Origin of the sequence: Bacillus sp. FSL K6-0268 (assembly GCF_038005425.1) — a bacterium.
Taxonomy (GTDB): Bacteria; Bacillota; Bacilli; order Bacillales; family Bacillaceae_G; genus Bacillus_A; species Bacillus_A thuringiensis_S.
This window is the reverse complement of the sequence record NZ_JBBOTF010000001.1, coordinates 246,646-271,458: the sequence shown is the minus strand read 5'-3', so window position 1 is coordinate 271,458 and position 24,813 is coordinate 246,646. Positions and strand designations below refer to the sequence as shown.

Sequence of the window (24,813 nt, the reverse complement as noted above, 5' to 3'; positions counted from 1 at the left end):
TATTGTAAACAAAGAGGAGGGACTTCTCCCCCCTCTTCTTTTAATTTTTCTTTAAAAGAGTTGCTCCTGCAATCCCTGGGTGTGTCATTTCGAATGGATCTAGAATTAATTCTAAGTCTTCTTGTGACAGTACACCATTTTTCACACAAAGTTCTCGAACGGATTGCCCTGTCGCGATTGCTTCTTTCGCAACGCGAGCTGCTGCTTCATAACCGATATGAGGGTTCACGGCTGTAATAATTCCTACACTTTTCTCAACATACTCTTTTAAGCGATCTTCATTCGCTTCAATTCCTTTTAAGCAATTATCTGTAAAGGCACGGAAACCGTTATTCATAATGCTAATCGATTGCAGTAAGTTGAAAACAAGTACTGGTTCCATAACGTTTAATTCTAATTGTCCTGCTTCTGAAGCAAGGCAAATTGTATGGTCATTACCAATTACTTGGAACGCAATTTGATTAATTACTTCTGGCATAACAGGGTTTACTTTCCCTGGCATAATAGAAGAACCTGGTTGGCGAGCTGGTAACATAATTTCAGCTAAACCAACACGAGGACCTGATGCCATTAAGCGAAGGTCATTCGCAATTTTAGACATATTCATCATACATACTTTCAGTGCTGCAGATACTTCAGTATACGCATCCGTATTTTGCGTCGCATCTACTAAATCTTCTGCACCGACAAGCGGGAGTTCACTAATTGCAGCTAAATGTTTTACAACTGCTTCAATATATTCTGGATCTGCATTTAAGCCTGTACCAACTGCAGTTGCCCCCATATTTACTTCATATAAGTGTTGACGCGATTGTTGAATACGTTTCATATCACGTTCAAGTACGCGAGAATATGCTTTAAATTCTTGTCCAAGACGAATTGGCACAGCGTCTTGTAAATGTGTACGACCCATTTTAATCACATGGTCGAACTGTTCTGCTTTTAATTCAAATATATCGTGCATATAACCCATCGTTTGTAATAAGCCTTCTAATGCGTTTAATGTTGCAATATGAATCGCCGTTGGGAATGCATCATTTGTTGATTGCGCCATGTTTACATGACTATTTGGACTAATATAATGATAGTCTCCCTTTTCCATCCCTAATAATTCAAGAGCACGATTGGCCATGACTTCATTTGCATTCATGTTCATTGAAGTACCCGCTCCGCCTTGGATTGGATCTACGATGAAATGATCATGCCATTTTCCATCAAGAATTTCTTGAGCAGCTTCTGCGATGGCACCGCCCTTGTTTAATTCCAATCTTCCTACATCTGTATTGGCAAGCGCTGCAGCTTTTTTTACAACTGCGAACGCTTTAATTAAACTTTCATGAATTTTATACCCTGTAATCGGGAAATTTTCAACAGCGCGTAAAGTTTGAATTCCGTAATATGCCTCAATAGGTAATTCCTTTCCTCCCAAAAAATCATTCTCCACTCGCACGTTCTTGTTTGTCATTGCCATTTTAATTTCTCCCCCATATTAAATGTAAAACCTAAATAAATCATATGAAGTCATTACCAATCCTTATCAGATTTTATTGTTAAATCGTAGGCTAAAGGCTCTTCAATAATTTTTTTAATCTCTTCTAATTTATTAGTTTTCCCAAGCGCCCACATCAATTTTGCTATGATGGCTTCCGTATTCATATCTCCAGATAATATTACTTGATGTTGTGCCACTTTCCGTCCTACTTCATAGAGAAGTATGTCTTCTCCTTCTTCCAGGCATTGAGTAGTAATCACTACAGCAATCCCCATTTCAGTCAACTCTTGAATTTTCGAAAGCAAGTTCCTTCCTTCAAAAGGTAATCCACCGTTACCAAAACTTTCAATAATAACCCCTTTATACAAATCTTTTAAACAATCAAATATCTCTGGTTTTGTACCTGGATACAATTTCATAAGAAAAACATCCGTACATAAATTAGTATTTATTGAAAGTTCATTATGGGAGGACTTTGGCTTCCAATGATATTTCAGTTCATCTTCATTTACCTCAGCAACATATGGATAATTCACACTTTCAAATGCATCATAACTTTTTGTTCGCATTTTAACTGCTCTCGTCCCAATAATCACCCTACTATCAAAAACAATAAACACACCCCCAACATCCTCACAGGCAAATCTAAGAGCATCAGCTACATTTTTCTTTGCGTCTGTCTTTTTAAAACTAATAGGTACTTGTGAACCTGTTAAAACAACTGGTTTTCTTAAACCTTGAAGCATATAAGATAACGCGGAAGATGTATAAGCTAACGTATCCGTTCCATGTGTAATCACAAACCCGTCATAGTCATCATAGTGATTAAAAACAGCATTAGCTATTTCTTTCCAGTGCTCAGGTTGCATATTGGTACTATCAATATTCATTAAGATTTTGCAATCTATTTCTAAGTTTCGAGAAGACTTCGAAAAATAATTCAATAATTCCTCAGCGGACAATCCTGGAACAAGCCCCTCATTCCCCTCCACAGATGCAATTGTCCCACCAGTTGCAAGTAATAAAATTTTCTTCATACACAACCCCTCCATAAAATAAACAACGATATATCGTTCGCGTAATGCGTATTTATATTTATCATTATAGAACTTAATTTGAATTAATCAAGATTTTGTATTCAATACGCGTACTTTTTTCTATTCTTGATTCTTTTTCTATGTTATAATTAATTTAATAAAATTAGATGGGGTATGAGACGAATGCTGGAACGTTTATCTAAATTAAGAAAAAATCAAAAATGGTCCTTACAAGAGACAGCAGATCGACTTGGGATTGCGAAAAGCACCTATGCCGGGTATGAAAATGGTTATAGATTACCTTCATTACAATCTTTATCAAAAATAGCCGATTTATTTGATACATCTGTAGATTATATATTAGGTCGAATTGAACATTCACATCAAAACAAAGATGTAATTGATATTACAAGACTCCTAAACGATCCAGATCCAACACTTTTAATAGATGGAGAAGCACTGTCAACAGAAGAGATAATAGATTTTATTGCTTTTGTGAGAAGTAAACGAGAACTAAGTTCCAAGAGAATAGAAAATATTGAACCAACATGTAAAAGTTGATTCAATAAAAAACGAAGACACTGTACTCTTTAAACTTAGAAATACTTAGACAATTAATTTGCAAACGGTTTATATAATGAATTCTTAGCAGCTGGCCTCATTCGGGGACTTATACTTGGAAATAATCCCATTGGTTATATGATTCAATTATTTTTCATCATTTGTGTAGTGGTAGCAGCTATTTTCGGAGGTTTCACATCCAATAAATCAATTATCATGAAACAAGGATTTCTCGCTATTTTAGCGTTGCTTGCCCTTTTATCTGTCATATAGAACTAAAGCTTTTCAATAAAGGAACTCACTTTTGAAGAATACGCCATTCTTTCTGTAGATTTATAAGAAAGAATGGCGTTTTTGTATGTCTATTTCTGTATCGAAAGAATTTGAAAGTATAACAGAATTAACAAGAATTAGCAAAGTAGATAAAGTAGATAAAGTACTATAATCATGAAAGAATCAAGGAAAAATAAAAGGAAATGAATCCAGTATTGTACTAGGCTCATTCCCTAGAGACTACTTAATAAACCGACCTTTCTAACTTTCGGGGGCACAGTCTAGTTGAAGTGCTACAACTACTTTAAAGTTAAGTGTTTAACCTTGAAGTACTTAATTCTTTTTTCCAGACAAAGCATACATTATATCTTGATGCTTTATTTTCCTCTTATAATTATGTGGTATCGGGAATTTGTTTCGGTGTTCTTTTATTATAATTATGATTACTATAAGTGATAAAGCTACAGGTATAAAAACGATTAACAAAGCATCTTAATGTTTATGAAATTCTTTGTTAATCGTTTCTCTTCTCCCTAATCTCCTGCGAGACTATATTTTTTCATTAAAATTCCCCATATCTTATTTGATTTATTCTGTAACACCAGATTGGGTTACTTTTACATCAGCTGTTACACGAAAACGTAAATGTTTATAGGATTCTTCCCATTCTTGACTGTTCCATTTTCTTACGTGAGTTCTACCAAGCTTTCTAAGTCCTATAGGATCTGTGTCTTTTTTAATAAATCTCTTTATCAATGTAGTTGCTTTTTTCTCTATTTCTTTTTCCATAATTTTTTCTAATTTTTTTATTTCTTTAGGATTATCTAGATTTTTTGTTTTTGTAAATTCTTGAATTTCAGCTTTAACTTGAATATGAGCATTTACGAATGGATGCTTACTATTCCCCTCCATCTTATATTTTGTTCTAGCTTTTATATTCTCTATCGTGGCGTAAGTATTTGGGGAACCAGGTAGTTTGAATTGGTATGTACCTTGTTTAAAATTATCTGTCAACAATTTAAATACAAATAAATCTTTAGGGTTTACTTTATCAACCATTTTACATCTTTTAAAAAGTGCTATTCCATCTAACTCCAACACATTACCTTTTTTAGATATTATCGGTAAATATGAATCTCTCGCATCATCATTAAGTTGGTTTAAAAACATAAAAAAATTTGTTTTTGGCTGCGTTCCATTATCCATATTTTGCTCCAGTAAAGAGGATAGATAGGAAGCAATTTCTTTTTCTTCAGAATAGTTCCCCTTTAATAGTGATTCCCCTCGTATATTAATATTTAAGCCCTATCTCAGGCTTAGTTTTTCTCTCTAATAAGAGTCCAGTAATAAAGAAAATACTTGGACGTCTCAAGATATTTCTAGATAATGGTCTTAGGATCATTTGGGACAATTCTGTATTCCCCTGTGGATTTACCACACGAAAAGAGTGTTTCTCAGTGAACGCGCGGGGCTCCCTACTCGCAGGCTGAGCAGCCTGATCCTCGAACCTAGATGTTAGTAGCTCTAGGGCGGCTTTCGATTCAGGACTAGCTCTTATACACGAGGTTGTTGGTCGGCGTACACACTAGAGATATCTCGAGACGTCCAAGCAATGATTCTAAATCGAAAGGAGGTCTCTTACGTGAGATTATTTGTTGGTCTAGATGTAAGTTCGTTTGATATGAAAGTTTGCTTTTTAAATGGTGAAGGAGAAAAGCTAGATTCTTTTTCAGTCAGTAATGACTTACCAGGTGCACAGGTACTTAAAGAACGATTATTACAGTGCACAACCAATCAAGAGGTTGAAACTTTAAAAATCGGCTTAGAATCTACATCTGTTTACAGTTTTCACCCATCCATGTTTCTCCATCATGACGAAGACTTAAAAAGATTTGGCACAAAGGTATTTCTTCTAAATCCAAAACAAGTCGCAAACTTCAAGAAAAGTTATTCAGACATGAATAAGACTGACGAAATTGATGCCTTTGTCATCGCTGATTATTTACGATTTGGGCGAAATCAAATGTCCATCGTGAAAGAAAGTCAATACGTGGCATTACAGCAATTAACAAGAGCTCGTTATCAACTCGTTAGAATGTTGACAAAGGAGAAACAACATTTTCTACAACACCTAAGTTATAAATGTAATACGTTCTCACAAGAAGTCGATTCTTCTATATTTGGTAACGCCATGATGGAATTGTTCCTTGAAAAATTCAGTCTAGAAGAGCTAGCTGACATGCCTTTAGAGGAACTCGCTGAGTTCCTACAGGAAAAGAGTAAAAATCGATTTGGTGACCCGAAATGTGTCGCATCAACCATTCAAAAGGCTGTTCGCACGTCGTACCGTTTAGATAAGGTGGTAGAAGACTCAATCGATATTCTTTTAGGAACATCAATCGAAATCATTCGTACCTATCAAAGACAAATTAAAGAACTAGAAAAATCTATTAAGCGGATCATGGCTGGATTAACGCAAACATTAGAATCCATTCCTGGAATCGGGCCTATATATGCCGCTGGTATTATCGCTGAAATTGGCCAAATCGAAAGATTTGACGATGAAACCAAAATCGCAAAATATGCCGGGTTATATTGGCGTACATACCAGTCTGGCCGGTTCACCGCTGAAAATACTTCATTATCTCGTAATGGGAATCATTACTTGCGGTATTACTTAGTTGAAGCCGCCAACTCTGTAAGAAAGCATGTATTGGAATACCAAGAATATTACGCAAAAAAGTATAATGAAGTACCAAAACATCAACACAAACGTGCACTCGTTCTAACCGCAAGAAAATTTGTGCGATTGGTGGATGCGCTACTACGTAATCACCAACTCTTTACGCCTGAAAGGTGTGTGAAAGTGTGACATAAAACTTGTCATCGCTACCTTTCAATCAATTCCAGTATTTTACATGCGGTGCTGGTCTAGTTTCGTGATGTCTTTTTTAAGCAATTTGTCCTTTGATAACTTCAAAATATATTATTTTTCAGTTGACATACTACCGCAGGTCTTTTACATTTGTAATTGCTAAATAAATTGCATTTCCTACACTAGGATTTCGATTCAAAGTCTCTAAAATTTCCTGCATTCCCTTTTCAATTATTTTTTCATTAAATATAATAACACGCAATTGCCCCAACTCTAGAGGTCCAGAAGATTTTTCGGATGCTCTTGCAAGAACTTCTCTACCAGTCTGGCCTGATGCTGAATAGATTTTCGTTTCACCTTCCCCGCCTCCTTTATAAGCTGAAATCGCAAAGGTTCCTTTTAGCTTACCTTTTGCTTCGGTATCATATGCCGCAACTTGAACTAAGTCAATGTCATCCACAATTTTCGTTTTAGCACAACCTATTAAGAAGACACTTACTATAAGGAAAAGTATCCATCGCTTCATGTTTATCTCCTTAACTTTATTTTGGCGGTTTGAATTAGCCATAGTACAGGTAGGTATACATATATATATATAAAGCCCATTTGACCTGTCCAAGTATTTAATAAGTTAATTTTATTACGGTTATTCAAGAAAAATGATAAAACAAAGATGAATAGGATGATAACTGGCAAAACATATTTTTGCTTTATTCCCAGTGCCTCTTTTATACCACGACTTACTCCCCATAATGTAAAGGAAACATTGGGTAATATAAAAAAAGCCCAAACAGAAACAATAATGTATTCAAACCGCTCTATAAAGGGAAATTGTATAATTTTAATCATGCTTAAATATGCCCATATCGCACTCGCTAGTTGTTTTTCACTAAAAAACGCAAGAGTTAAAATCATAAGGTATGTGTAGACAATAGTCGTTACTAAATTTGCATAGTGCGCATATTTTTGAGACGTTTTTGCCTTTTTAATAAATGGGTAGTACAGCAATAACATTTCAAATCCAAAAAAACTAAACATATTTCCTTTCATTCCTTTCATAATTTCTAGGAATGAATGCTGTGCAATTGGAAATAAATTTCGGAAATCTGCATACTGCAAAGGATAAAAAAATGTGAAGATTAGAATGCTTGGGATAACGATTCCAAAGAAACCGATTCCGGCAACTACACGAAATCCTCCAGTAACAATGTAATAGCATAAACCCAAAAAAGCCCCAGCTATAACCCAAGATGAAATAGAAGGAAACATCCAAACATGTACTACTTCGATATAAGTATGTAGTGTTGTTGCACCTAACAATACAATATAGGATAAAAAAATGAAGTTGAATATTCCACCAATCCATTTTCCAAGTACGTTTTGATTGATTGCAATGATGTCTCCATTACCCTGATTTAAAATCTGATATATGATCCAAATCATAAGATTAACAGATATTCCAAAAAGTAGCGTGCTAATCCACGCATCATTTCCAACTAATTTTGCACTAATCCTTTCAAAACCAAGCATACCAACCCCCATCTGTATAGTAATAATTAAAAAAAATACCATATATGGAGAGACTTGATACTCAATTGGGATCTGTTTCATAATGCTCCTCCCTGTTAAATTCAATCATCAAAATCATTTCTTGATAGTATTTTATTTTTCTCTACCTCTTCTGGATTAAAGCGAAAACGCTGTTTAGACCTTGAAAAAATAGGACGTCGAAACATCGCTGAAATCGGCATACGTACAATACTGTCTTTCCAATCTGTAAGGCGTGTAGGATAAAAAGGAAACAAATAAGGACGTCTTAATGATTCTGTACGTAATAAACGTGCTAAAAGCAAAGAGCTTGTTAAAACAATTCCTAATAAACCCAACAGGTGTGCGGCGATTATAAAAGGAAAACGAATTACTCGAATTGTATTACCAATTCGATATATTGGTGCTGTAAATGAGCTAAGGGCTGAAAGTGCAACAATGATAATAAGTACATTACTTGTAAGACTTGCCTCTACCGATGCCTGTCCAATTACAATACCACCTACTATACCGACAGTTAGACCCACTTTAGTTGGTAAACGTGCCCCCGCTTCTCTCAGTAATTCAATCGTTATTTCTAAAAAAAGTGCTTCAATAACTGGAGGAAAAGGTACTTTACTTCTCGATATGATTAACGTTTCAAGAAGTTCTCTCGGAATTAGCTCGTAATGATATGTTAAAATTGCAACATATAATGGAGTTGTTAAGACAGAAAAAATAAAAGCAAAAAGCCTTAGCAGTCGAAAAAAGGAGGAAATAATCCAAGGCATGGTGTAATCTTCTGTCGTAGAAAAAAAGTCAATTAATGTTGTTGGAAGAGTGATAGCATAAGGCGAGCCATCTACAAAAAGTGCAATTTTCCCTTCTGCTAATACAGCTGCCACACGGTCCGGACGTTCTGTATTCAAAAATTGAGGGAATATAGAATTCGGGTTGTCTGCAATTAACTGCATCAAATAAGTACTATCCAAAACATGGTCTGTTTTTATTTGACTTACCCTTTTTATAATTTCTTGTAGATTTTGATCATTTACAATTCCCTCAATAAATACAATCGCAACAGTTGTGTTAGAGAGAGATCCTACTTTCAATTCTTTCATTTGTAAATAAGGTGTTGGAAGCTTTCTACGTACTAAATTTAAATTTACATCTAAATCTTCGACAAATGCGATTTGCGGACCCACAATATTGTATTCAATTTCGGCTTTTGTAATATCCCTTTTTTCTTTCTTTGACACATTTACTAACAAACAATTTAATTTATCTGTATCGAACTGAATCAGTATATAGCCATTTAAAATACTATCCTGAATATCTTCCATTTGATTTGTTATTTTTGAATTCTCAAAAGGTAAGACAGAGTGAATATCTTGTAACGAATCGAAGCTCTTCTCTTTTATATAAGTCAAAACCTCTTCATGAAATATATTTACATCGATTAATGTTCTAAAATATGAAATGACTATAGAGGAATTATTAGAAGCAATTTCCAACGTTATAAAATCTTTAGATTTTTTTAGTAATTTCATTAAATCCTGCAAAGATTCTATAGAGTAAACAGATATTCTTTCATGTGGTTTCAATTGATAATACCCTTCCTTTCAGAAAGAAACTATATATAGTTTTCAGGAAATTGCTATTTTTAAAATTAGGGATGGTGATATGTAAATATACTTATTGAATTAATAATAACGCCTTTGAAAATAACTTAACCAAAATTAGTTAAAAAATGTATTAAAAGTAAAAATAAGAAATGTTTTCGAGCATAATTACAATATTAAAAACATCCTTTCTTTTAGTTCTAAAGAAAGGATGTTTTTATAACAAGCTTTTTCAATTGTCTATTCTATAGGGTAAATTTACCAGTGTTCTTCTCTTTATTATTTCATTAAGTAACATTAGCATTACATTCTGTATGGTTTCTTTAAAAATTTCAGTAAAAGAATATATTAATTTTGAAGTGTACAAATAGGGAGAGTGACTTCAACTGTAGTCCCCTTATTCACTTCACTCTCAATAAATACCTTTCCCTGATGTGTTTCAATGATTTTATAACAGATCATTAACCCTAAGCCAACCCCCTCTTCTTTAATACTATAAAAAGGTTCTCCAAGGTATGGTATACGTTCTTTTGGAATCCCACACCCTTGATCGATAAAACGAATTCTTACTTGATTATTATCAAGTATATTTATTTGAATCAGAATTTCCCCTCCCATCGGCATAGATTCAATTGCATTTTTTAATATATTAACAAATACTTGTTTTAATTGATTTCCTTCACATGAAATCAATGGAATACCAGGGTTAAGATCGATTCTAAATTTTATATTATGCATCATTGCTTGAGGTTGTAGTAGCATTAAAACTTGATCCATTAGCACACTAATATCATTAGGTTGTATTTTTACCACCTGTGGTTTGGCTACCGCCATAAATTCAGTTGTTATGCTCTCTATACGCTCAATCTCTGATGATACTATATTAATATAACCCTGATTATTCTCATTTTCTGTTGATTTTAGTAATTGCATGAACCCTTTCATTGCAGTTAATGGATTATTAATCTCATGAGCCATTGCAGTCGCTAATTGTCCTACAACAGCAAGTTTTTCAGATTTTCGTAATAATTCTTCTGTTTTTAGCCGTTCAGTGATATCACGAGAAATACTTAGGAAAACCTTTTTACCATTTAAGTTAAAAACACGAACACTAAACTCAGCTGTTATTACTTTTCCTGTTGGAAAAACATATTCATCTTGCAAAGTGAAGGAAGTTTGTCCCTTTTTAATTTTTTCTAATAGCCTTACGATCATTTGAGAATCTTGTGGTACTATATTTGAAAATGATAATGAGAGCAACTCTTCTCTACTATATCCAAATCTTCTACACCCAACAGGGTTTACCTCAATAAATCGACTTGGAGCATTATCTTCATTCAGCTCTACTACATATACCGCATCAGTTGCTTGTTCAATTAGTGCACGGTACTTCATTTCACTATCTCTTAATTGCTGGTGTAATCGATGTCGTTCTCTTTCTGCTTGTTTTCTTTCAGAGATGTCTCTACATATTGCTGATAAAGCTATCACATTTCCTCTTACATCTAGTATAGGAGAAACTGTCAGACTGACATCAAGAAGACTCCCATCGCTCCTTTGTCTAACAGTTTCTAATCTAGTAACCACAGATTCGCCTGTTAGAATTTTCTGAATATTTTTAAGCGATTCTTCCATTAAAAAATCTGGTACACAAGGTAATCTCTTACCTATGATTTCTTGTGATGACCACCCAAATATCTTTTCATAAGCTTTATTTGCTTGTAAAATATGCCCTTCTCGATCAGAAATGGTAATAGCATCTAGATTGTGCTTTATAAATGATTCCAATAATTCTTTGGTAGCGCTTAATTCTGATTCTACCTTTTTCCTTTCGGTTATATCAACTGTAGAACCAACAACTTCAATAACTTGTCCATTTCGTTTAATCGGCCTAAGCGCAATAAGAATAATAGTTTTATCATTTGGCCAAGGTAATTCAAATATAATTTCTTTTCCTTCCCATGCCTGAAGATAGTACTTCATCAATTGTGGAACTAAATGTGGAGGAACAATAGAAGCATCAATAGTACGTAAGCTTTTTCCTACCACCTGTTCAGAATAAAATCCGTTTTGATAATAAAACTGTCCATCACATAAAGTGTGTATAAAGTGCTTATCCACTTTTTTAAATTTAAAAATTCCTCCTTGAAGCTCATGTACGGTATCTGCAAGTTCTTGCTTCGATTTTTTTAATTCTCGATTCATTTTAGATAAGTCCTGTGTTAAATAATACAATCTCTGGTAGGCTTCCATAAGAAATAGCCCAATTAAAAGTCCTAACGCTATATATAATAAGCCTCCTGTGTAAAGTAATGTAGTATTAAATAATACGCCAACTAACCACTTTATTCCAATAAAAACAGAAAAATATAACGATGCACTTTTAAAAGGATGTAGTTTTTTAAAATAAGTTTTAAAGGTAGAAAATAGAATCCCCATACCTAAATAAGCAATCACAGGAGGTTCCCAGTACCCTCCTGTGTAAAAGATACGCATTACAATTATGCTAATTAACGTAATCCAACCAGCAATACGACCAAAGTAAATAAAAGATAGAATAAGAGAAACAACTCGAAGATCGTAAGAAAATCCCATGTATGGAAAAGAAAAGAACATTAACGTAACTGCAATAATCCCTCCATAGAGCTTTTCGAAATATCGACTAGAATTAATTGTAAACACTTGAATAAATATTGCTGCGCTAACTAATAAAGAAAAAATAGAAAGGTTGATGAAATAATCTTTAATAATCATGTAATGTCCCTCCTTGCATTAAGTGTATTCGACAAAAAAGCTAAAAATCCTACAAATTGTATAAACAGTTCAAATGCATAAATTTTAAACTAGGATAAAATCTGGAAAAGTAAATAAGGAGCACAGCAGATGAGATATTTTAATGAAAAATAGTTCAAAAAAGATAATAGTAACCGTTGACTACTATTATCTTTTTTCTTTAAGTTATCGTAATACGTATGAAACTCTAAGGGACGTGGTATGTCATTTCATTAAACAATGATTATATGCTGAGTCATGAATATAGAAACTTCAACAGTAATTTTTGAAAAATAACATAAAAAAACAAAACTATCTTTGAAAATGGAAAAAATCTATATAAATGTCAACTAATCTATGTACAAAAACGTTCACTTAATTTTGCATAAAGTCACTCCACTTAGGAAGCTAAGTAGTTCTTCAAGGTCGATAAGAACACCTGTAGATGCTTCAGGATAACTACATAATTGTATGAGTAATGTACTTGAAACCTTTCGGTAAAACCATACACATAATACAACTAACTCCTTGGTTCAATATTTACTTTTTCGCTGAACAAATTCTTTTTCTTGAGCAAAATATTCTAGGATATAAGGAGATTTTTCAATTAACTTGGTGTCTAGTTTATTCTCCAGCTCCAATTACTTCGTTACTTTCAGATTCAGTTCATTATATTTTGTACTTTGTCTTTATACACAACATATTCTTTACCATCCACTACTGCTACTACCGCAAATTCATCATTTGGATTGAATGAAAGCCAATCAGCCCACATGTTAGTATTAGCCCCTCCACTCCACATATTATGAACAGTGTTTTTAGTTAAATTCATAACTTTATAAGACGCATTTGGCGCATTTGTTCCAGTCTTTATTTCAAAAGTGTATGCGTTATGAATTTTTTTATAAAAGTAGAAAACGTTTGATGGACGAAGCTGATTCAAAAAATCCTGTTCTTTTTTCTCTGCAATTTTTATCCCTTCTTGCAAAGTGACAACATCTGTTTTTAATGTTTTCCAACTGTTTTTCGCTGCATTCAAGCTAGGGGTTAAGAATTTATATTTATTTTGATCAGCTTTTTGATCAGCTTTATCAATATGTCCCAGTACACCCGAATATTGAGAATCTAAATCCTCCCATTGCGTAGACATATAAGTAAGAGCAGTGATAGCACTATCAAGCGTACTATGCATATCACTAATATTATGAAATGCAACTCCAACTACACGATTCAATGTTATTTTATAATCTACAGTCTGACGCAATTTTGCTAATTCAGGTTCTAGCCAACCTAACTTACCTCTTGCATCACCTATCATTATGCCACCAGCAATCAAGGTTGGAATAAAGGGGATTTTTACCATGTCTAACCCCTTAGATTCTATGTCTTTCTGATATTTTACTTGTCCTAAAAGGTCCTCTAGACGCTTTTGGTCAGCCTCCACATCAGCACCTTGGTTTTTTAAAATCGATTGCACTGTCTCTTTATGACTTCCAAATGTTCTAACATCTTCTCCAATAGCATTTTTTAATTGAATTAATTCTTCTATTAATGCTTTTGCAGACTTTTGATTTTGTTGAATTCCTCCCTGTAAATCTGTAATCCCTTTTTTTAAAGTATCTCCATTTCCATTATTGATCGCCTCTACTAATGTTTCATAATAATTTTCAAATTTTGTATCGTATTCTATAATGCCTGTCAATGTATCAAAAAGCTGTTTTTTCACTTGTGTATTCCATGTAACAGCATGTGCTCTTGCATTCTTTTGATCTTGTACAATTTTACTAGGTAAATCTGCATTTCCATTAATAGTTATTCCTTCAAAACTCACATCTGGATTATTAATTAGCAAATAAGAATATTCATTCATAGCTTTTGCAAATAAACCAGCATCTTGCAAAGCTTTTTTCATCTGTTCTTCATTTGCTGAAAGAGATATATTTTCATTGTTCGTTTGTTCAATTTCAATCGCAAAAGTTTCTAGTGGTATGACTGCATAAGTAGTTGTTATAGTTAAAAACGCTGATACAGCGAGTAGTTTATTAGGGATTTTTTTCATCATTTCGTATTCCTCCTATATAAGGTATGGTTTCAAGTTCTAATCTTATTAAAAAGCGATGTCTTTCAAAATGAGTTCTACATCTTTTATCAGTATCGTTTGAACTTTCTTTAGCAGCCTTCAAATCATTAAGTATTAAAGAAAATGTATATAATCTGCTTCAAATTAACCGATTCTGTTGCAAATTTTAAAAAAGCAATTAAACTACAAGGTTATTTTTTATTCGAATCATACTTATATATAATTGAAAGGCGAAGTCTTTAATGAGACTCCGCCTTTCTGTTATATAAGGATTTATTAATTATTACTTTTCTGTTTAACAGTGTAATCATAGACTTTCTATGTTTTAGTTCACTTTACGCAGAATTAATATTTCCCTATTTTTGTGGAGTAACAGTTTCCACTTTTAATTCCTTTATTCCTTCTTTTAATGTAACAGCATCTGTTCGTAATGTTTTCCAACTGTCTTTCGCTGCATTTAAATTAGGTTTTAAGAATTTAAATTTATTTTGATCGGCTTTTTGAGCTGCATTCTCAATATGCCCTAGAACGCCCGAATATTGAGAATCTAAATCATGCCACTGCGTGGACATATAAGTAAGAGCGTTAATAGCATCATCAAGCGCCTTGTGCATTTCATTAATATTACTGTAAGCAACTCCAACTACACGATTTAAGGTTACTTTATAATCCACAGTCTGACGTAATTCTGCTAATAAAGGCTCTAACTTACCTAAATTATCCCTTGCTACTCCCACTATAATACCGCCAATTATTGGTAGACCCAAAATAGCACCCTTCATTACATTAAACCCATCAGATTCTAATTGTTTATAATAGTTTACTGATCCTAATACTTCTTCTAGACGCTTTTGATCGGCATCAACATCTGCACCTTGATTTTTTAAAATTGACTGCAAGAGCTCTTTATTACTTCCAAAAGCTCTAACATCATATCCAATAGAGTCTCTTAATTTAGTTAATTCTTCTATTAGTTGTTGTGCATACTTTTGATTTTGTTGAATTTCACCTCGCAAATCTGTAATCCCTTCTTTTAAAGTTTCTCCATCCCCTGTATTAATCGCTTCTACCATTGTTTCATAATAATTGTCAAATGTTGTATCGTATTCAACAATACCATTCAATGTATCTAAAAGCTGTTTTTTTACTTTCGTATCCCAAGTAACAGCATGTGCCCTTGCATTCTTTTGATCTTGTACGATTCTACCAGGTAAATCTACATATCCATTAATGGTAATTCCCTCAAAATTCACATCAGGATTCTTAATTAACATATAAGAATAGGCATTCATAGATTTTGCAAATAATCCAGCCTTTTGCAAGGTCTCTTTCATTCTCGCTTCATTTGCAGAAAGAGCCGTATCTCCATTGTTCGTTTGTTCAATTTCACTTGCAAAAGTTGTTACTGGTGAAACTACATTAGCAGTTGTAATAGTTAATAGCGTCGATACAGCGAGTAATTTATAAGGGATTTTTTTTATCATTTCATTTTCCTCCAATTTAGGTTTTAAATTTCAGTTCTACTCCTGTTTAAAAGCAATATCTTTTGAAATGAATTCTGCATCTTTATGAATATCATTCCAACTTTCTTTAGCGGCTTTTAAATCATCTGGTATTAAAGAGAATTTGTGGTCTTGCATAGAATCGATATTATCCAGTAAATCTGTATAATTTGCGCCCATTGTATTCCATTGCTTTTGAATATTTGTTAGAGACAATATCGCTTGATCTACAGTCTGATATAAATATGCCAATGTTTCTTTCGCGTTAGTAAGCGAAAGAACTGCTTGATTAGCACGATCTGCTTTCATACTTAATTCTCCGATTTTGTTAGAAATTTCATTATAGGAGTCCATATGCTTAGATGCTGTGACACCAGCCGCAGTTCCTAGACCGATACCAGCTGCACCAAGAGCCGAGAGTCCACCAACAACAGCCGGTGTTGCTGTACCGCCAGTTACAACAATAACTACCGCTCCTCCAATAGCTGCAATAACTAAAATAGCTGCTCCCAATCCACCACCAATTGACCATGCTAATACATCATCAAAATGTTTTTTCTGTGTAGAACGAAGTTGCTCAATTTCAGCTTGAAGTTGTGGAATCGTTGCCTGTTGACCTGCTAATATTGCAGTTAATCCACCTTTCCCATCTGGACCACCAACATTATTTTTAAAATCTGTAGAATTTTGATATAGTTTCCCTTTGAAGTCTTGTAGCATCTTAATCACATCTGTAACTTCTTTTGAATTTGTATTGATTGTAGTAATTAAATCATTTATACCCTCTTTTAGACCTGCCTTATCTTTCTTTTGTACAGTTTCTACTAATGTGTCGTAATAATTTTGAAATTGTTCATCGTAATTTACAATATTACGAGCAGTTTTTTGAATCTGTGGCTTCGCTGTATCTAACCAGTAATTCGCATTGATTCGTGACAGCTCTTGATTAAGGTGAATATTTTTGAGCAACTCTCCCCCCTCTGAGCCTAAATCGATATTAGATAAATTTACATTTGGTTGCTTAATCATTGTTTTTGCGTATAAATCCATTACTAGAATATGAGACCCTGTTTCAGCTAATGCTTTCTTCAGTCCTTCGGGGCCTAATGCATAATTGCCTACTTTTTGTTCTTGAGCGGTCGTTTCTTGTGCAAATGCATGAATAGTGTTACCGGTAGTAGCAGTTATAACAGTTGCTAATGTAGCTAAAGTTAGTACTTTGAATGGAAATTTTTTCATGACTATTCTCCTTCTTTCGCTAAATGCTTATAATCTGTATGAATTCCCTAAAAACGCAATATTAAAATTTATATACTTGTTCTTCAAGGTAACTTATTACATTTTTTAATTGTCTTAATGTATCTTTTTGAGACTGCTCGTTAGTTGTATCAACATTAGTAGATAATTTTGTAATGCTATTTTTTATTAGATTTAAATCTTCTTTATAGCGCTTTAGTAGATCCAGTTCTACATCTACTTGATTTGCAAACGTATGCAAATCATTTTGTGTAAGAAGAAGCATTGATTTTTGTAAATCAGCTATTGATAGTTTCGTTGTTAAATCATATATTTTTTGATTTTGTTTCTCTAAATCATCTAAATATGCTCGCTGTTCTGCTGTTAATTTATTTACTTCAGCAAAAACGCCAAATGTTTTCTTAATCTTTTCGGTATCAATGACCTTCATCAGGTCATACTCTTGTGTTTTTGCTGCGGCTGCGGCTGCTATTTCACCTTGTTTGCTTTTCTCAATTGCTTCACGAGCTGCTTTTTTTGCTGATTCAATCTCTAGAGCAGTTTTACCTTGTTCTGTCGCTTCTTGCGCCGCTTTTTTCTCCGCTTCTAGAATAGAGTTGTTAATTTCTTTTCCTTTGTTATACGCTGCCACCCCTGCTTGAGCAGCTGGTTCAATAATTTCTTTTGAAAGACTATAAACTTCTTTGAATATAGCAAATCCCTGCTCATTTAAAGCTCCTGGTATTAATGCAATTTGCTGTAAATCATTTTGAATTGCTTTTTTGGTATTTAATATTTCATTTTTTAACTGATCTATTTTTCCTGTTCCATCTGTACTTAGTATGCCTTGCGCAGTTGCCACATTAGTATCAAAATCTTTTAATTTTTTATCAAGCTGTAATTTAAGATCTGTTAATTCATTGATTTGTCGTTGCGCATTTTCTTGATTCGTCATAGCCATTTCTTGAAGTACTTCAAGTCTATCCGAAAACCCTTCTCTATCTTCTTTATTGTCTACAAACGATTTTAATGTCGGGTAATAACTATTAAATTTTGTTACAAATCCTTTACTTTTTGAATTTAATAGAATTAACTGTGGATAGAGTTCCGATGACCATTCCTTCATATCTTGTTTGATTAGGAATTGATTGGTATTTAAAGCTGGGACTTCCTCTAGCTGTACATTAGGACTCATTAAAGATTGATCAATATACGTTTGGATTAATTTAGATTGCGCACCTAATTTTCGTAATGAAGAGGAAATATCCATGCCTTCCTGTTGAGTTTCCGCTTGAACGATTGGTGTTGCGAGAGTATTGATAGGAATAGTTGCTCCAGTTACAATGGATGTGACTAATAATCCTGTCATTATTTTAGTTTTCATTCCGTACACTCCTTTACCATTGTTTTTATAACTTAATTCATATAACTTGTACGACCGCTCTCTTTGTAAACTGGATAAGAAGGAGAAATCTTTCAGATACGTTAATATCGTTGTTTTTTACTTCTAATAGGATGTAAGGATTTTATTTATCTCTCATTTCGATACTCTATTTTTTTAAATATAAATAACAAAAATTTATTAACTATATTTGAATCAGGCACCTTATGAGTAGTAAATTATTAATTCTTTCCTAAAGTTGCGGTTTAACTTACAGAATCGTGAGGATCAATAAACCAATGCTTACAGTTAATCTTGTCATAACATTGTTTAATTTCAATTTGATAATATCCCTCTTAGTTTTGTCAGCAAACTCCTTAGTAGACAACAAAAGGTGAAATTATACTGTACATTACTTATACTTTTATTGCGGAATAACTTCACTTTTGTTATGCAGAAACTTAGAACACGTTTATTACCAATTTGATTCTTGACCTCTTGTAAATAAATTGACTATTCAGAAAATTATTAAAGACATAATGTTACTTATAACTTCACTATAATTCCTATTAGCGTAACCTTCTCCTTTCTGTCTGGTCATACCAGTTATGTTGTTCATTAAAACATTAAATTTTTAATGCGTAAATAGAAAAATTTTGTCGATTATGCTCGATAATTTACTGTTAAATAAAAATATGAACCGAAAAAAATTATATAAATATAGTTATTCGTAAATTTCATTTCTGTAATTGTAATGATTACAAATTAATGTGTATACGGTTAAAAATAACTATTTTAGCTCAACCAAGAAATTTTATTTTAGAAAAAATACTTATAGAATAATATAATAGGTTTTTTTATACTTTTTTACCTTTATTTAGTTATGTATAATTGCATAAAATGTAGATATATTTAGTAATATATGTTATATTATTGATTTTTTCACGAAATATCCCAATATCATTATTAATAAATATCTAATATGAAGATATTAGTCTATAAACTTATCATCGTTATAAACATAGGTTTTAAATTACAAAAAAGCTACAAAGCTTCCTTGGAACACTTTGCAGCCTTCTATCTTTTTGTTTCCTTTAGCAAAATAATGGTTAGTGAATTTTCATTTTTTGGGATACTTACACCCATGTTTAAGTCTTTACATTGGAGACAGTAGGTAACAAACTTATATTATTGTATATTTTTCACGGTACTGCCTAGGGGTCATGCTAGTGATTTTTTTGAAAACTCTTATAAAATAACTTTGGTCATTAAAGTTAAGCCAAGCACAGATATCTGATAACGAATAAGTAGTGAGTGTTAATAATTTCTTTGCTTCTTCCACTCGTTCCCTTTGAATATATTCGCTTAAAGTAATTCCCATTTCTTTTTTAAATAGTTTAGACAGATAAGTAGGCGTAATTTCTAAATGATTAGCAAGTTCATTCAGAGATATTCCATCGTAAACATTTTTATTAATATATTTTATACATGTAGTAACCGCGTAAGAATACTTTTTTGCATTGTATTCTTTCACACGATCTGCAAAAGTACGTAAAGCATCCCCTGACAATCGCTTTACAGATTCTACATTATCTAATTGTTCCAGGGTTTGTATATATAAAATACTATGAGCAAAAGCAATATCTGGTGGCAGGTTTCCTTCTATTGCATATCGAGTGGCTAAGGTAATCGCAATAATTCCAAGGTTTTTTTGATTCCTGAGCGGATCCTCTATTAGCATAAGTTCAACATCTTCTTGCGAAACCGCATACATATACTGTATTAACTTTTTTTTATTCCCTTCTTTAATAGTCGAAAAGAAATCATTTACTAATGACATATTGTGCGTTTTAGGTTTGTTTTGTCGACGTTTTAAAATATATAAATCAGGTTTCACATTTTTATTAGGAATTTCCTCTAGTACTTTATTTTTTTCCAAGACAATATCTACATCTAACTTTTCATTGAAAATCATGTAATGTAATAGAATTCCCATATCAATTAATGTAGTTTTTTTAATCTCAGATAAACACTGATAATAGGCAAGTCTTTCTTGAATGTTATCATTTGATTTAAATTCTTTCTGAAATTTTATGATCATATCATCTGAATCTTTTGGATGTATAGTAGGACCGATTATAATAGTCCCTTTAATATCATCATGATTTTCTATATGAATTAGAACAAAATTTTCAAGATAGTTGTTACTTCGGAAAAGTGGCAAGTTAAAGGGATCGTTTTCTTGATAAATATCACTAAGATGTTCTTCTTTTGAAGAATAAAAAGGACTACAAACATTATCAGATGTAGAATGATATAAAATTTTTCTGTCTGCAGATAAAATATGTACAGGGGCATTAAATGCTTTATGTGCAAGATCACACAAGTGTTGTATATCGATAGAAGTATTCATTACATTCTCCTTTATAGATCCATAAAATATATTCTGTTAGATATAATTCACGACAAATAATACTATAAAATATCAAATTAGTACAATTCACAACAAAATATTACTATATCTTTTTTATAAAAATCATATATTATTTAATTGTAGTTAGCATCTAAATATCAGAGTAGATAAGTAAACGAAATAAGCTAAGTTCTTTTCTTAATTCTACAAGATATAATTATTGAACTTGAGAAAACAGTGAAGCACTACAAAATACAGTGGTAGTCAATGCGAGGACCGAGATAGAAAAATATTACAAATAAAACGAAAGTAACAGGAGATACTGTACCACCGCAAGAAATAACAGTCAAAGTTCCAATTCAATCATTTATACAAATTGAATTCAAAAAATAAATACTGCTAATTTAAATATGAAACTGAAAAACTATTTTGCTCCAAATTTTAGAAAAAGATAATAAAGAAGTCGTGAAATCGGAAAAAGAGGAAAGCGATACGGCTATTTTTGAAACACTATGTTTTGAAAAGTACAAGGTGGAGGAAATTCAAGTGCTCAATTAAACATTTAATTGAGAGAAAGGTCTTTTCATCAACTAAAAATAAAAATAAAAATAAAAAACGAATGGAATATTCAAAAAATGACACTATATTACTGGTCGTAACATTAGTTTTACTTTCCACAAAAGAGGGAAAAATATATAGACTTTACAAATACTAAGAATAGCAAAATAGCTAGTTTTATTACCGCATCACATAAAGTGAAACTTTAATCAGTGGGGGTTTTGTTCATCCCCCACTGATTATTAGCCCACACAAATCGGGCTTTTACAGACAGTTGATCCCCCACCTAACTTCTTTGCTTCCGCTGAATTTTGAGGTGGGGGTCTTACTGCCCGGCAAATAGCGGGATAAACTTATTATTAATTTCCAAACACAATAGTTGTTAATCAACAAAAAACTTCAATAATTAAGGTACACAGTAAATTGATCTCAAAACAGTAATTACTACAGTATCAGTTTTTACTTATTCTATAAAAAAAGAAATATCACTTAACAATTATTATTTTATATCGATTTAGACATAAAACATTATATTATATCAGCTTAAGTATTATGGAATTAAAATTACAAATAACACCAAAACTATTTTAAGAGCTCATACATCGTTCGTATCGAATTTACCACCTTTAGATACCTATGTCATTAACACAACTAAAAAAGATTATCACAAAGGAATCTGAGAGGTTTTTTCAATTCCGAAATTTATTTTTTGTAAATTAAAGGAAAAATAATCCATATATATACGGATTATTTTCTTAGTGTAATCTGTATTGACCTGTTAACTGTTTATCAGCCATTCGAACTAAGCGTTTTGTAATCTCTCCACCGATCCGAACCATTTGCAGATGATGTGATGTATCAGGTCCCAGTGTGACTCCTAGTTCAAAAGCAATTTCATACTTTATTTGCTCAATAGTACTTGTAGTAGCAGAAATAAGAATTTCATTTGTATTACTTTCGTATCTTTGAATATTTATAATTGCACTTCCAATATATTTATAAATAACATGTGCCTACTTATGCTATTTATGCATAAGTAACCTAATTTCTTCCAGCATTTTTATAGGAACCCTTTCCCTCCCCTTATTCCACCAATTAAATTTGAAACACAAATGTACATTGCAGTTCAATATAACAATAAAAGCTACAAAAGCAACGAATTTACTACTTTAAAGTTAAGTGTTTAACCTTGAAATACTTAAATTCTTTTTTCCAGATAAAGCATACATTATATCTTGATGCTTTATTGTCCTCTTATAATTATGTGGCATCGGGAATTTGTTTCGGTGTTCTTTCATTATAATTAAAGTTTGAAGTTCTATGCTCAATACTTTTGCGAGAACATGATAGTTATATCCATTGTTTAACAGAGAAATTATGTCATAAAACATAGTTTTTCCGCCTACTAATTTTATCAATCTATTCTTTAACTCATCCCTTTTTTCTTTAGCTTCCTCAATTTCTAACAACATGGATTTTTTATTTGTTTGCTTAATGTATTGAGTATATAACTCTGGGAATTCTTTTTGGACTTCTTTGTTTAATACTGGTTTATATTTAATCATATAAGTAACTTGTAACAATGAGCGTTTTAACAAACTATCTTCAATGAGATACGCTACTTTATTAAATAAATGTACATATTCCTTAATATTGGAATAACTATTAAAATGAGCTAATACTCTACTTTTTATACTAAAAGCCTTGCCTATATAAATAATATTGTCATTATAATCTTTAATAAAATAAATACCACTGTCATCTTTTTCTAATTCATTATCCAGTTCTTCTAGACTCATAAAATGCAATTCACTCATACTTTCCTCTCCTTATTAGTTTTAAATCATGAAAAACAGGCAAGGTTTCTAAAAAAGGCACTCAGCTGTCCTAGGATTTTTCATTTTATTTCTTGCTAAATATCAAAAAACTGTTTCTATGTTGCTCAACTATCAATATGATTATTAATAAAATTTTCTATCGTTATTATCTCGCAATTTTATTATGTAATTTCGAGATCGTTTCCTCATTTAAATTACTGTGTTTTATCGAATAAAAGAAATATATGACTGCCCCAATAGTAATCCAAATACTAAAGTACATCCATGTCCTTAACGGTAAATTTAGCATTAAAAACAAACAACATACAATTGAAACGCTTGGTAATACAGGTACAAAAGGTACCATAAATCCACGTTTTAAATTTGGGTGTGATTTACGTAGAATAATAACTGATAGACAAACTAACGCAAACGTCACCAAACTACCGATATTAACTAAATTAACCAATTCTTTCAAATCAATAAACCCAGCTATTATAGAGCTCCCTATTCCTGCCAATCCAGTTATAAAAGTGGGTGCTCCAGTTTTCTTATTAACTTTCGCAAATGATTTCGGTAACAATCCATCACGACTCATTGCAAAGAATACTCGTGTTGCTGCATACATATTGGAAAAAATAACAGCCATAAGGCCAATTACAGCACCTGCAGCAATTGCACCAGCGACTTTTCCTTGTCCTACCACTTCCATTACATAAGCCATTGCCTCAGGGACATTTAATTCTTTATAGGAAACCATTCCTGTTATAACAAGGCATACGATAACATAAATAATTGTACATATGATTAATGATGCAATAATACCGATGGGAAGATTACGCTTCGGATCTTTTACTTCTTCTGCTGAAGTTGCTAATATATCAAAACCTGTGAAAGCGAATAAAATAGCTGCTCCACCCGTAAAAACCCCACTTAAACCGTATGGTGCAATTGGTATCCAGTTCATTGGTTTTACATAGAATATACCAACTGTAATAAACAACAAAATCATACCAATTTTAATCAATACCATTATATTATTGATTCGTTTACTTTCCCTTGTACCACGGGATAACATCCATGCTAATATCAATGTAATGATTACTGCTGGTAGATTCCACAATACCACCATGTGAAGGGATCGTTACTAGAGCTTTAGGTATCTCTAATCCAAACCCTTTTATTAAATTGTGGAAATAGCCTGTCCATCCAGCAGCGACAGCCGCTGTTGCCACAATATATATTAACAGTAAAGACCAACCTACTAGATGAGCAACAAACTCACCAATTGTTGCATATGAGTACGTATATACACTACCAGACGCCGGGAGTGTGGAAGCAATTTCTGCGTAACATAATGCTATAAATCCGCATATAATTGCTGCAAGTACAAATGAAAAAATAACTGCTGGACCAGCATCTCTTGCTGCTACTAATCCAGTTAACACAAGAACCCCCGTTCCAATTATCGAGCCTACCCCTAACATAATTAAATCAAATGCTCCTAATGTTTTCGTTAAGGTCTTACTTTGATTATGCTCCAACAATTGTGTAACGGATTTCTTTTTTAATAACTTACTCATATTCTCTGTATCCCCTTTAAAATAAGGTTTGCTCTTCTCATTATTGTTGTATATAAATTTACTTAGTTATTAGATAGTCTTATA

General features: G+C 32.5%; 15 protein-coding genes and 5 pseudogenes. 4 read left to right on the top strand and 16 right to left on the bottom strand.

Annotated features, from left to right (window positions below; all coding sequences use genetic code 11):
* Positions 1-40: 40 nt before the first annotated feature.
* Positions 41-1,471, bottom strand: a complete 1,431-nt coding sequence (aspA, locus tag MHI28_RS01305) for an aspartate ammonia-lyase (protein ID WP_001251916.1) — start codon at positions 1,469-1,471, stop codon at positions 41-43.
* Positions 1,472-1,524: 53 nt separating this feature from the next.
* A complete protein-coding gene (gene ansA, locus MHI28_RS01300) occupies positions 1,525-2,529 on the bottom strand; it encodes an asparaginase (RefSeq protein WP_000722294.1) in 1,005 nt (334 codons plus the stop codon).
* Positions 2,530-2,712: 183 nt separating this feature from the next.
* Between ansA and ansR the strand changes: the two genes are divergently transcribed.
* Entirely contained in the window at positions 2,713-3,090 is a 378-nt protein-coding gene (gene ansR, locus MHI28_RS01295; RefSeq protein ID WP_000893569.1) for an HTH-type transcriptional regulator AnsR, read from the top strand.
* A gap of 57 nt (positions 3,091-3,147) precedes the next feature.
* Positions 3,148-3,363, top strand: a pseudogene (locus tag MHI28_RS01290) (DUF1304 domain-containing protein); the annotation flags it as partial.
* A gap of 588 nt (positions 3,364-3,951) precedes the next feature.
* On the opposite strand, the pseudogene MHI28_RS01285 reads toward MHI28_RS01290, so the two are convergent.
* Positions 3,952-4,656 (bottom strand): annotated as a pseudogene (locus tag MHI28_RS01285) (Ger(x)C family spore germination protein); the annotation flags it as partial.
* Between the two features lie 349 nt (positions 4,657-5,005).
* Here MHI28_RS01285 and MHI28_RS01280 point away from each other — a divergent pair.
* A complete protein-coding gene (locus MHI28_RS01280; RefSeq protein ID WP_100909797.1) occupies positions 5,006-6,235 on the top strand; it encodes an IS110 family transposase in 1,230 nt (409 codons plus the stop codon).
* A 145-nt stretch (positions 6,236-6,380) separates the two neighbouring features.
* Here the strand turns inward: MHI28_RS01280 and MHI28_RS01275 are convergent.
* The 10 genes and pseudogenes from MHI28_RS01275 to MHI28_RS01230 all read right to left on the bottom strand — a co-directional run.
* A pseudogene (locus MHI28_RS01275) lies at positions 6,381-6,764 on the bottom strand (Ger(x)C family spore germination protein); the annotation flags it as partial.
* A gap of 2 nt (positions 6,765-6,766) precedes the next feature.
* A complete protein-coding gene (locus MHI28_RS01270; RefSeq protein WP_000809703.1) occupies positions 6,767-7,849 on the bottom strand; it encodes a GerAB/ArcD/ProY family transporter in 1,083 nt (360 codons plus the stop codon).
* 20 nt (positions 7,850-7,869) lie between these two features.
* Positions 7,870-9,369, bottom strand: a complete 1,500-nt coding sequence (locus tag MHI28_RS01265; RefSeq protein WP_000802307.1) for a spore germination protein — start codon at positions 9,367-9,369, stop codon at positions 7,870-7,872.
* Positions 9,370-9,735: 366 nt separating this feature from the next.
* A complete protein-coding gene (locus tag MHI28_RS01260) occupies positions 9,736-12,141 on the bottom strand; it encodes a PAS domain S-box protein (protein WP_340827568.1) in 2,406 nt (801 codons plus the stop codon).
* Positions 12,142-12,572: 431 nt separating this feature from the next.
* A pseudogene (locus MHI28_RS01255) lies at positions 12,573-12,800 on the bottom strand (hypothetical protein); the annotation flags it as partial.
* A 20-nt stretch (positions 12,801-12,820) separates the two neighbouring features.
* Entirely contained in the window at positions 12,821-14,221 is a 1,401-nt protein-coding gene (gene hblB / locus MHI28_RS01250; RefSeq protein WP_340827567.1) for a hemolysin BL regulatory component HblB, read from the bottom strand.
* 374 nt (positions 14,222-14,595) lie between these two features.
* Positions 14,596-15,723, bottom strand: a complete 1,128-nt coding sequence (hblA, locus tag MHI28_RS01245) for a hemolysin BL binding component B (RefSeq protein WP_000591973.1) — start codon at positions 15,721-15,723, stop codon at positions 14,596-14,598.
* A 36-nt stretch (positions 15,724-15,759) separates the two neighbouring features.
* Positions 15,760-16,980 (bottom strand): hemolytic enterotoxin HBL lytic component L1, encoded by a 1,221-nt coding sequence (hblD, locus tag MHI28_RS01240; RefSeq protein ID WP_000714435.1) that lies wholly within the window; start codon positions 16,978-16,980, stop codon positions 15,760-15,762.
* Positions 16,981-17,041: 61 nt separating this feature from the next.
* Positions 17,042-18,361, bottom strand: coding sequence for a hemolytic enterotoxin HBL lytic component L2 (gene hblC, locus MHI28_RS01235; RefSeq protein ID WP_000850235.1), 1,320 nt, complete (start codon positions 18,359-18,361; stop codon positions 17,042-17,044).
* A gap of 1,180 nt (positions 18,362-19,541) precedes the next feature.
* On the bottom strand, positions 19,542-20,771 hold the full coding sequence (locus tag MHI28_RS01230) for a helix-turn-helix domain-containing protein (protein WP_340827566.1): 1,230 nt from the start codon (positions 20,769-20,771) through the stop codon (positions 19,542-19,544).
* A 429-nt stretch (positions 20,772-21,200) separates the two neighbouring features.
* Between MHI28_RS01230 and MHI28_RS01225 the strand changes: the two genes are divergently transcribed.
* Positions 21,201-21,329 (top strand): hypothetical protein, encoded by a 129-nt coding sequence (locus tag MHI28_RS01225; protein WP_003281887.1) that lies wholly within the window; start codon positions 21,201-21,203, stop codon positions 21,327-21,329.
* A gap of 755 nt (positions 21,330-22,084) precedes the next feature.
* Here MHI28_RS01225 and MHI28_RS01220 read toward each other — a convergent pair.
* The 3 genes and pseudogenes from MHI28_RS01220 to MHI28_RS01210 form a co-directional block, all read right to left on the bottom strand.
* On the bottom strand, positions 22,085-22,306 hold the full coding sequence (locus tag MHI28_RS01220; RefSeq protein WP_044783651.1) for an alpha/beta-type small acid-soluble spore protein: 222 nt from the start codon (positions 22,304-22,306) through the stop codon (positions 22,085-22,087).
* A 198-nt stretch (positions 22,307-22,504) separates the two neighbouring features.
* A complete protein-coding gene (locus MHI28_RS01215; protein ID WP_001292175.1) occupies positions 22,505-23,146 on the bottom strand; it encodes a nucleotide excision repair endonuclease in 642 nt (213 codons plus the stop codon).
* Between the two features lie 166 nt (positions 23,147-23,312).
* Positions 23,313-24,729 (bottom strand): annotated as a pseudogene (locus tag MHI28_RS01210) (amino acid permease).
* Between the last annotated feature and the right edge of the window lie 84 nt (positions 24,730-24,813).

What these genes read in the sequence shown, in the direction of transcription:
- hblB (WP_340827567.1), bottom strand. Translation starts at nt 14,221, where the DNA reads ATGATGAAAAAAATCCCTAATAAACTACTCGCTGTATCAGCGTTTTTA.
- hblD (WP_000714435.1), bottom strand. Translation starts at nt 16,980, where the DNA reads ATGAAAAAATTTCCATTCAAAGTACTAACTTTAGCTACATTAGCAACT.
- hblA (WP_000591973.1), bottom strand. Translation starts at nt 15,723, where the DNA reads ATGATAAAAAAAATCCCTTATAAATTACTCGCTGTATCGACGCTATTA.
- MHI28_RS01230 (WP_340827566.1), bottom strand. Translation starts at nt 20,771, where the DNA reads ATGAATACTTCTATCGATATACAACACTTGTGTGATCTTGCACATAAA.
- aspA (WP_001251916.1), bottom strand. Translation starts at nt 1,471, where the DNA reads ATGGCAATGACAAACAAGAACGTGCGAGTGGAGAATGATTTTTTGGGA.
- MHI28_RS01215 (WP_001292175.1), bottom strand. Translation starts at nt 23,146, where the DNA reads ATGAGTGAATTGCATTTTATGAGTCTAGAAGAACTGGATAATGAATTA.
- MHI28_RS01260 (WP_340827568.1), bottom strand. Translation starts at nt 12,141, where the DNA reads ATGATTATTAAAGATTATTTCATCAACCTTTCTATTTTTTCTTTATTA.
- hblC (WP_000850235.1), bottom strand. Translation starts at nt 18,361, where the DNA reads ATGAAAACTAAAATAATGACAGGATTATTAGTCACATCCATTGTAACT.
- MHI28_RS01270 (WP_000809703.1), bottom strand. Translation starts at nt 7,849, where the DNA reads ATGAAACAGATCCCAATTGAGTATCAAGTCTCTCCATATATGGTATTT.
- ansR (WP_000893569.1), top strand. Translation starts at nt 2,713, where the DNA reads ATGCTGGAACGTTTATCTAAATTAAGAAAAAATCAAAAATGGTCCTTA.
- ansA (WP_000722294.1), bottom strand. Translation starts at nt 2,529, where the DNA reads ATGAAGAAAATTTTATTACTTGCAACTGGTGGGACAATTGCATCTGTG.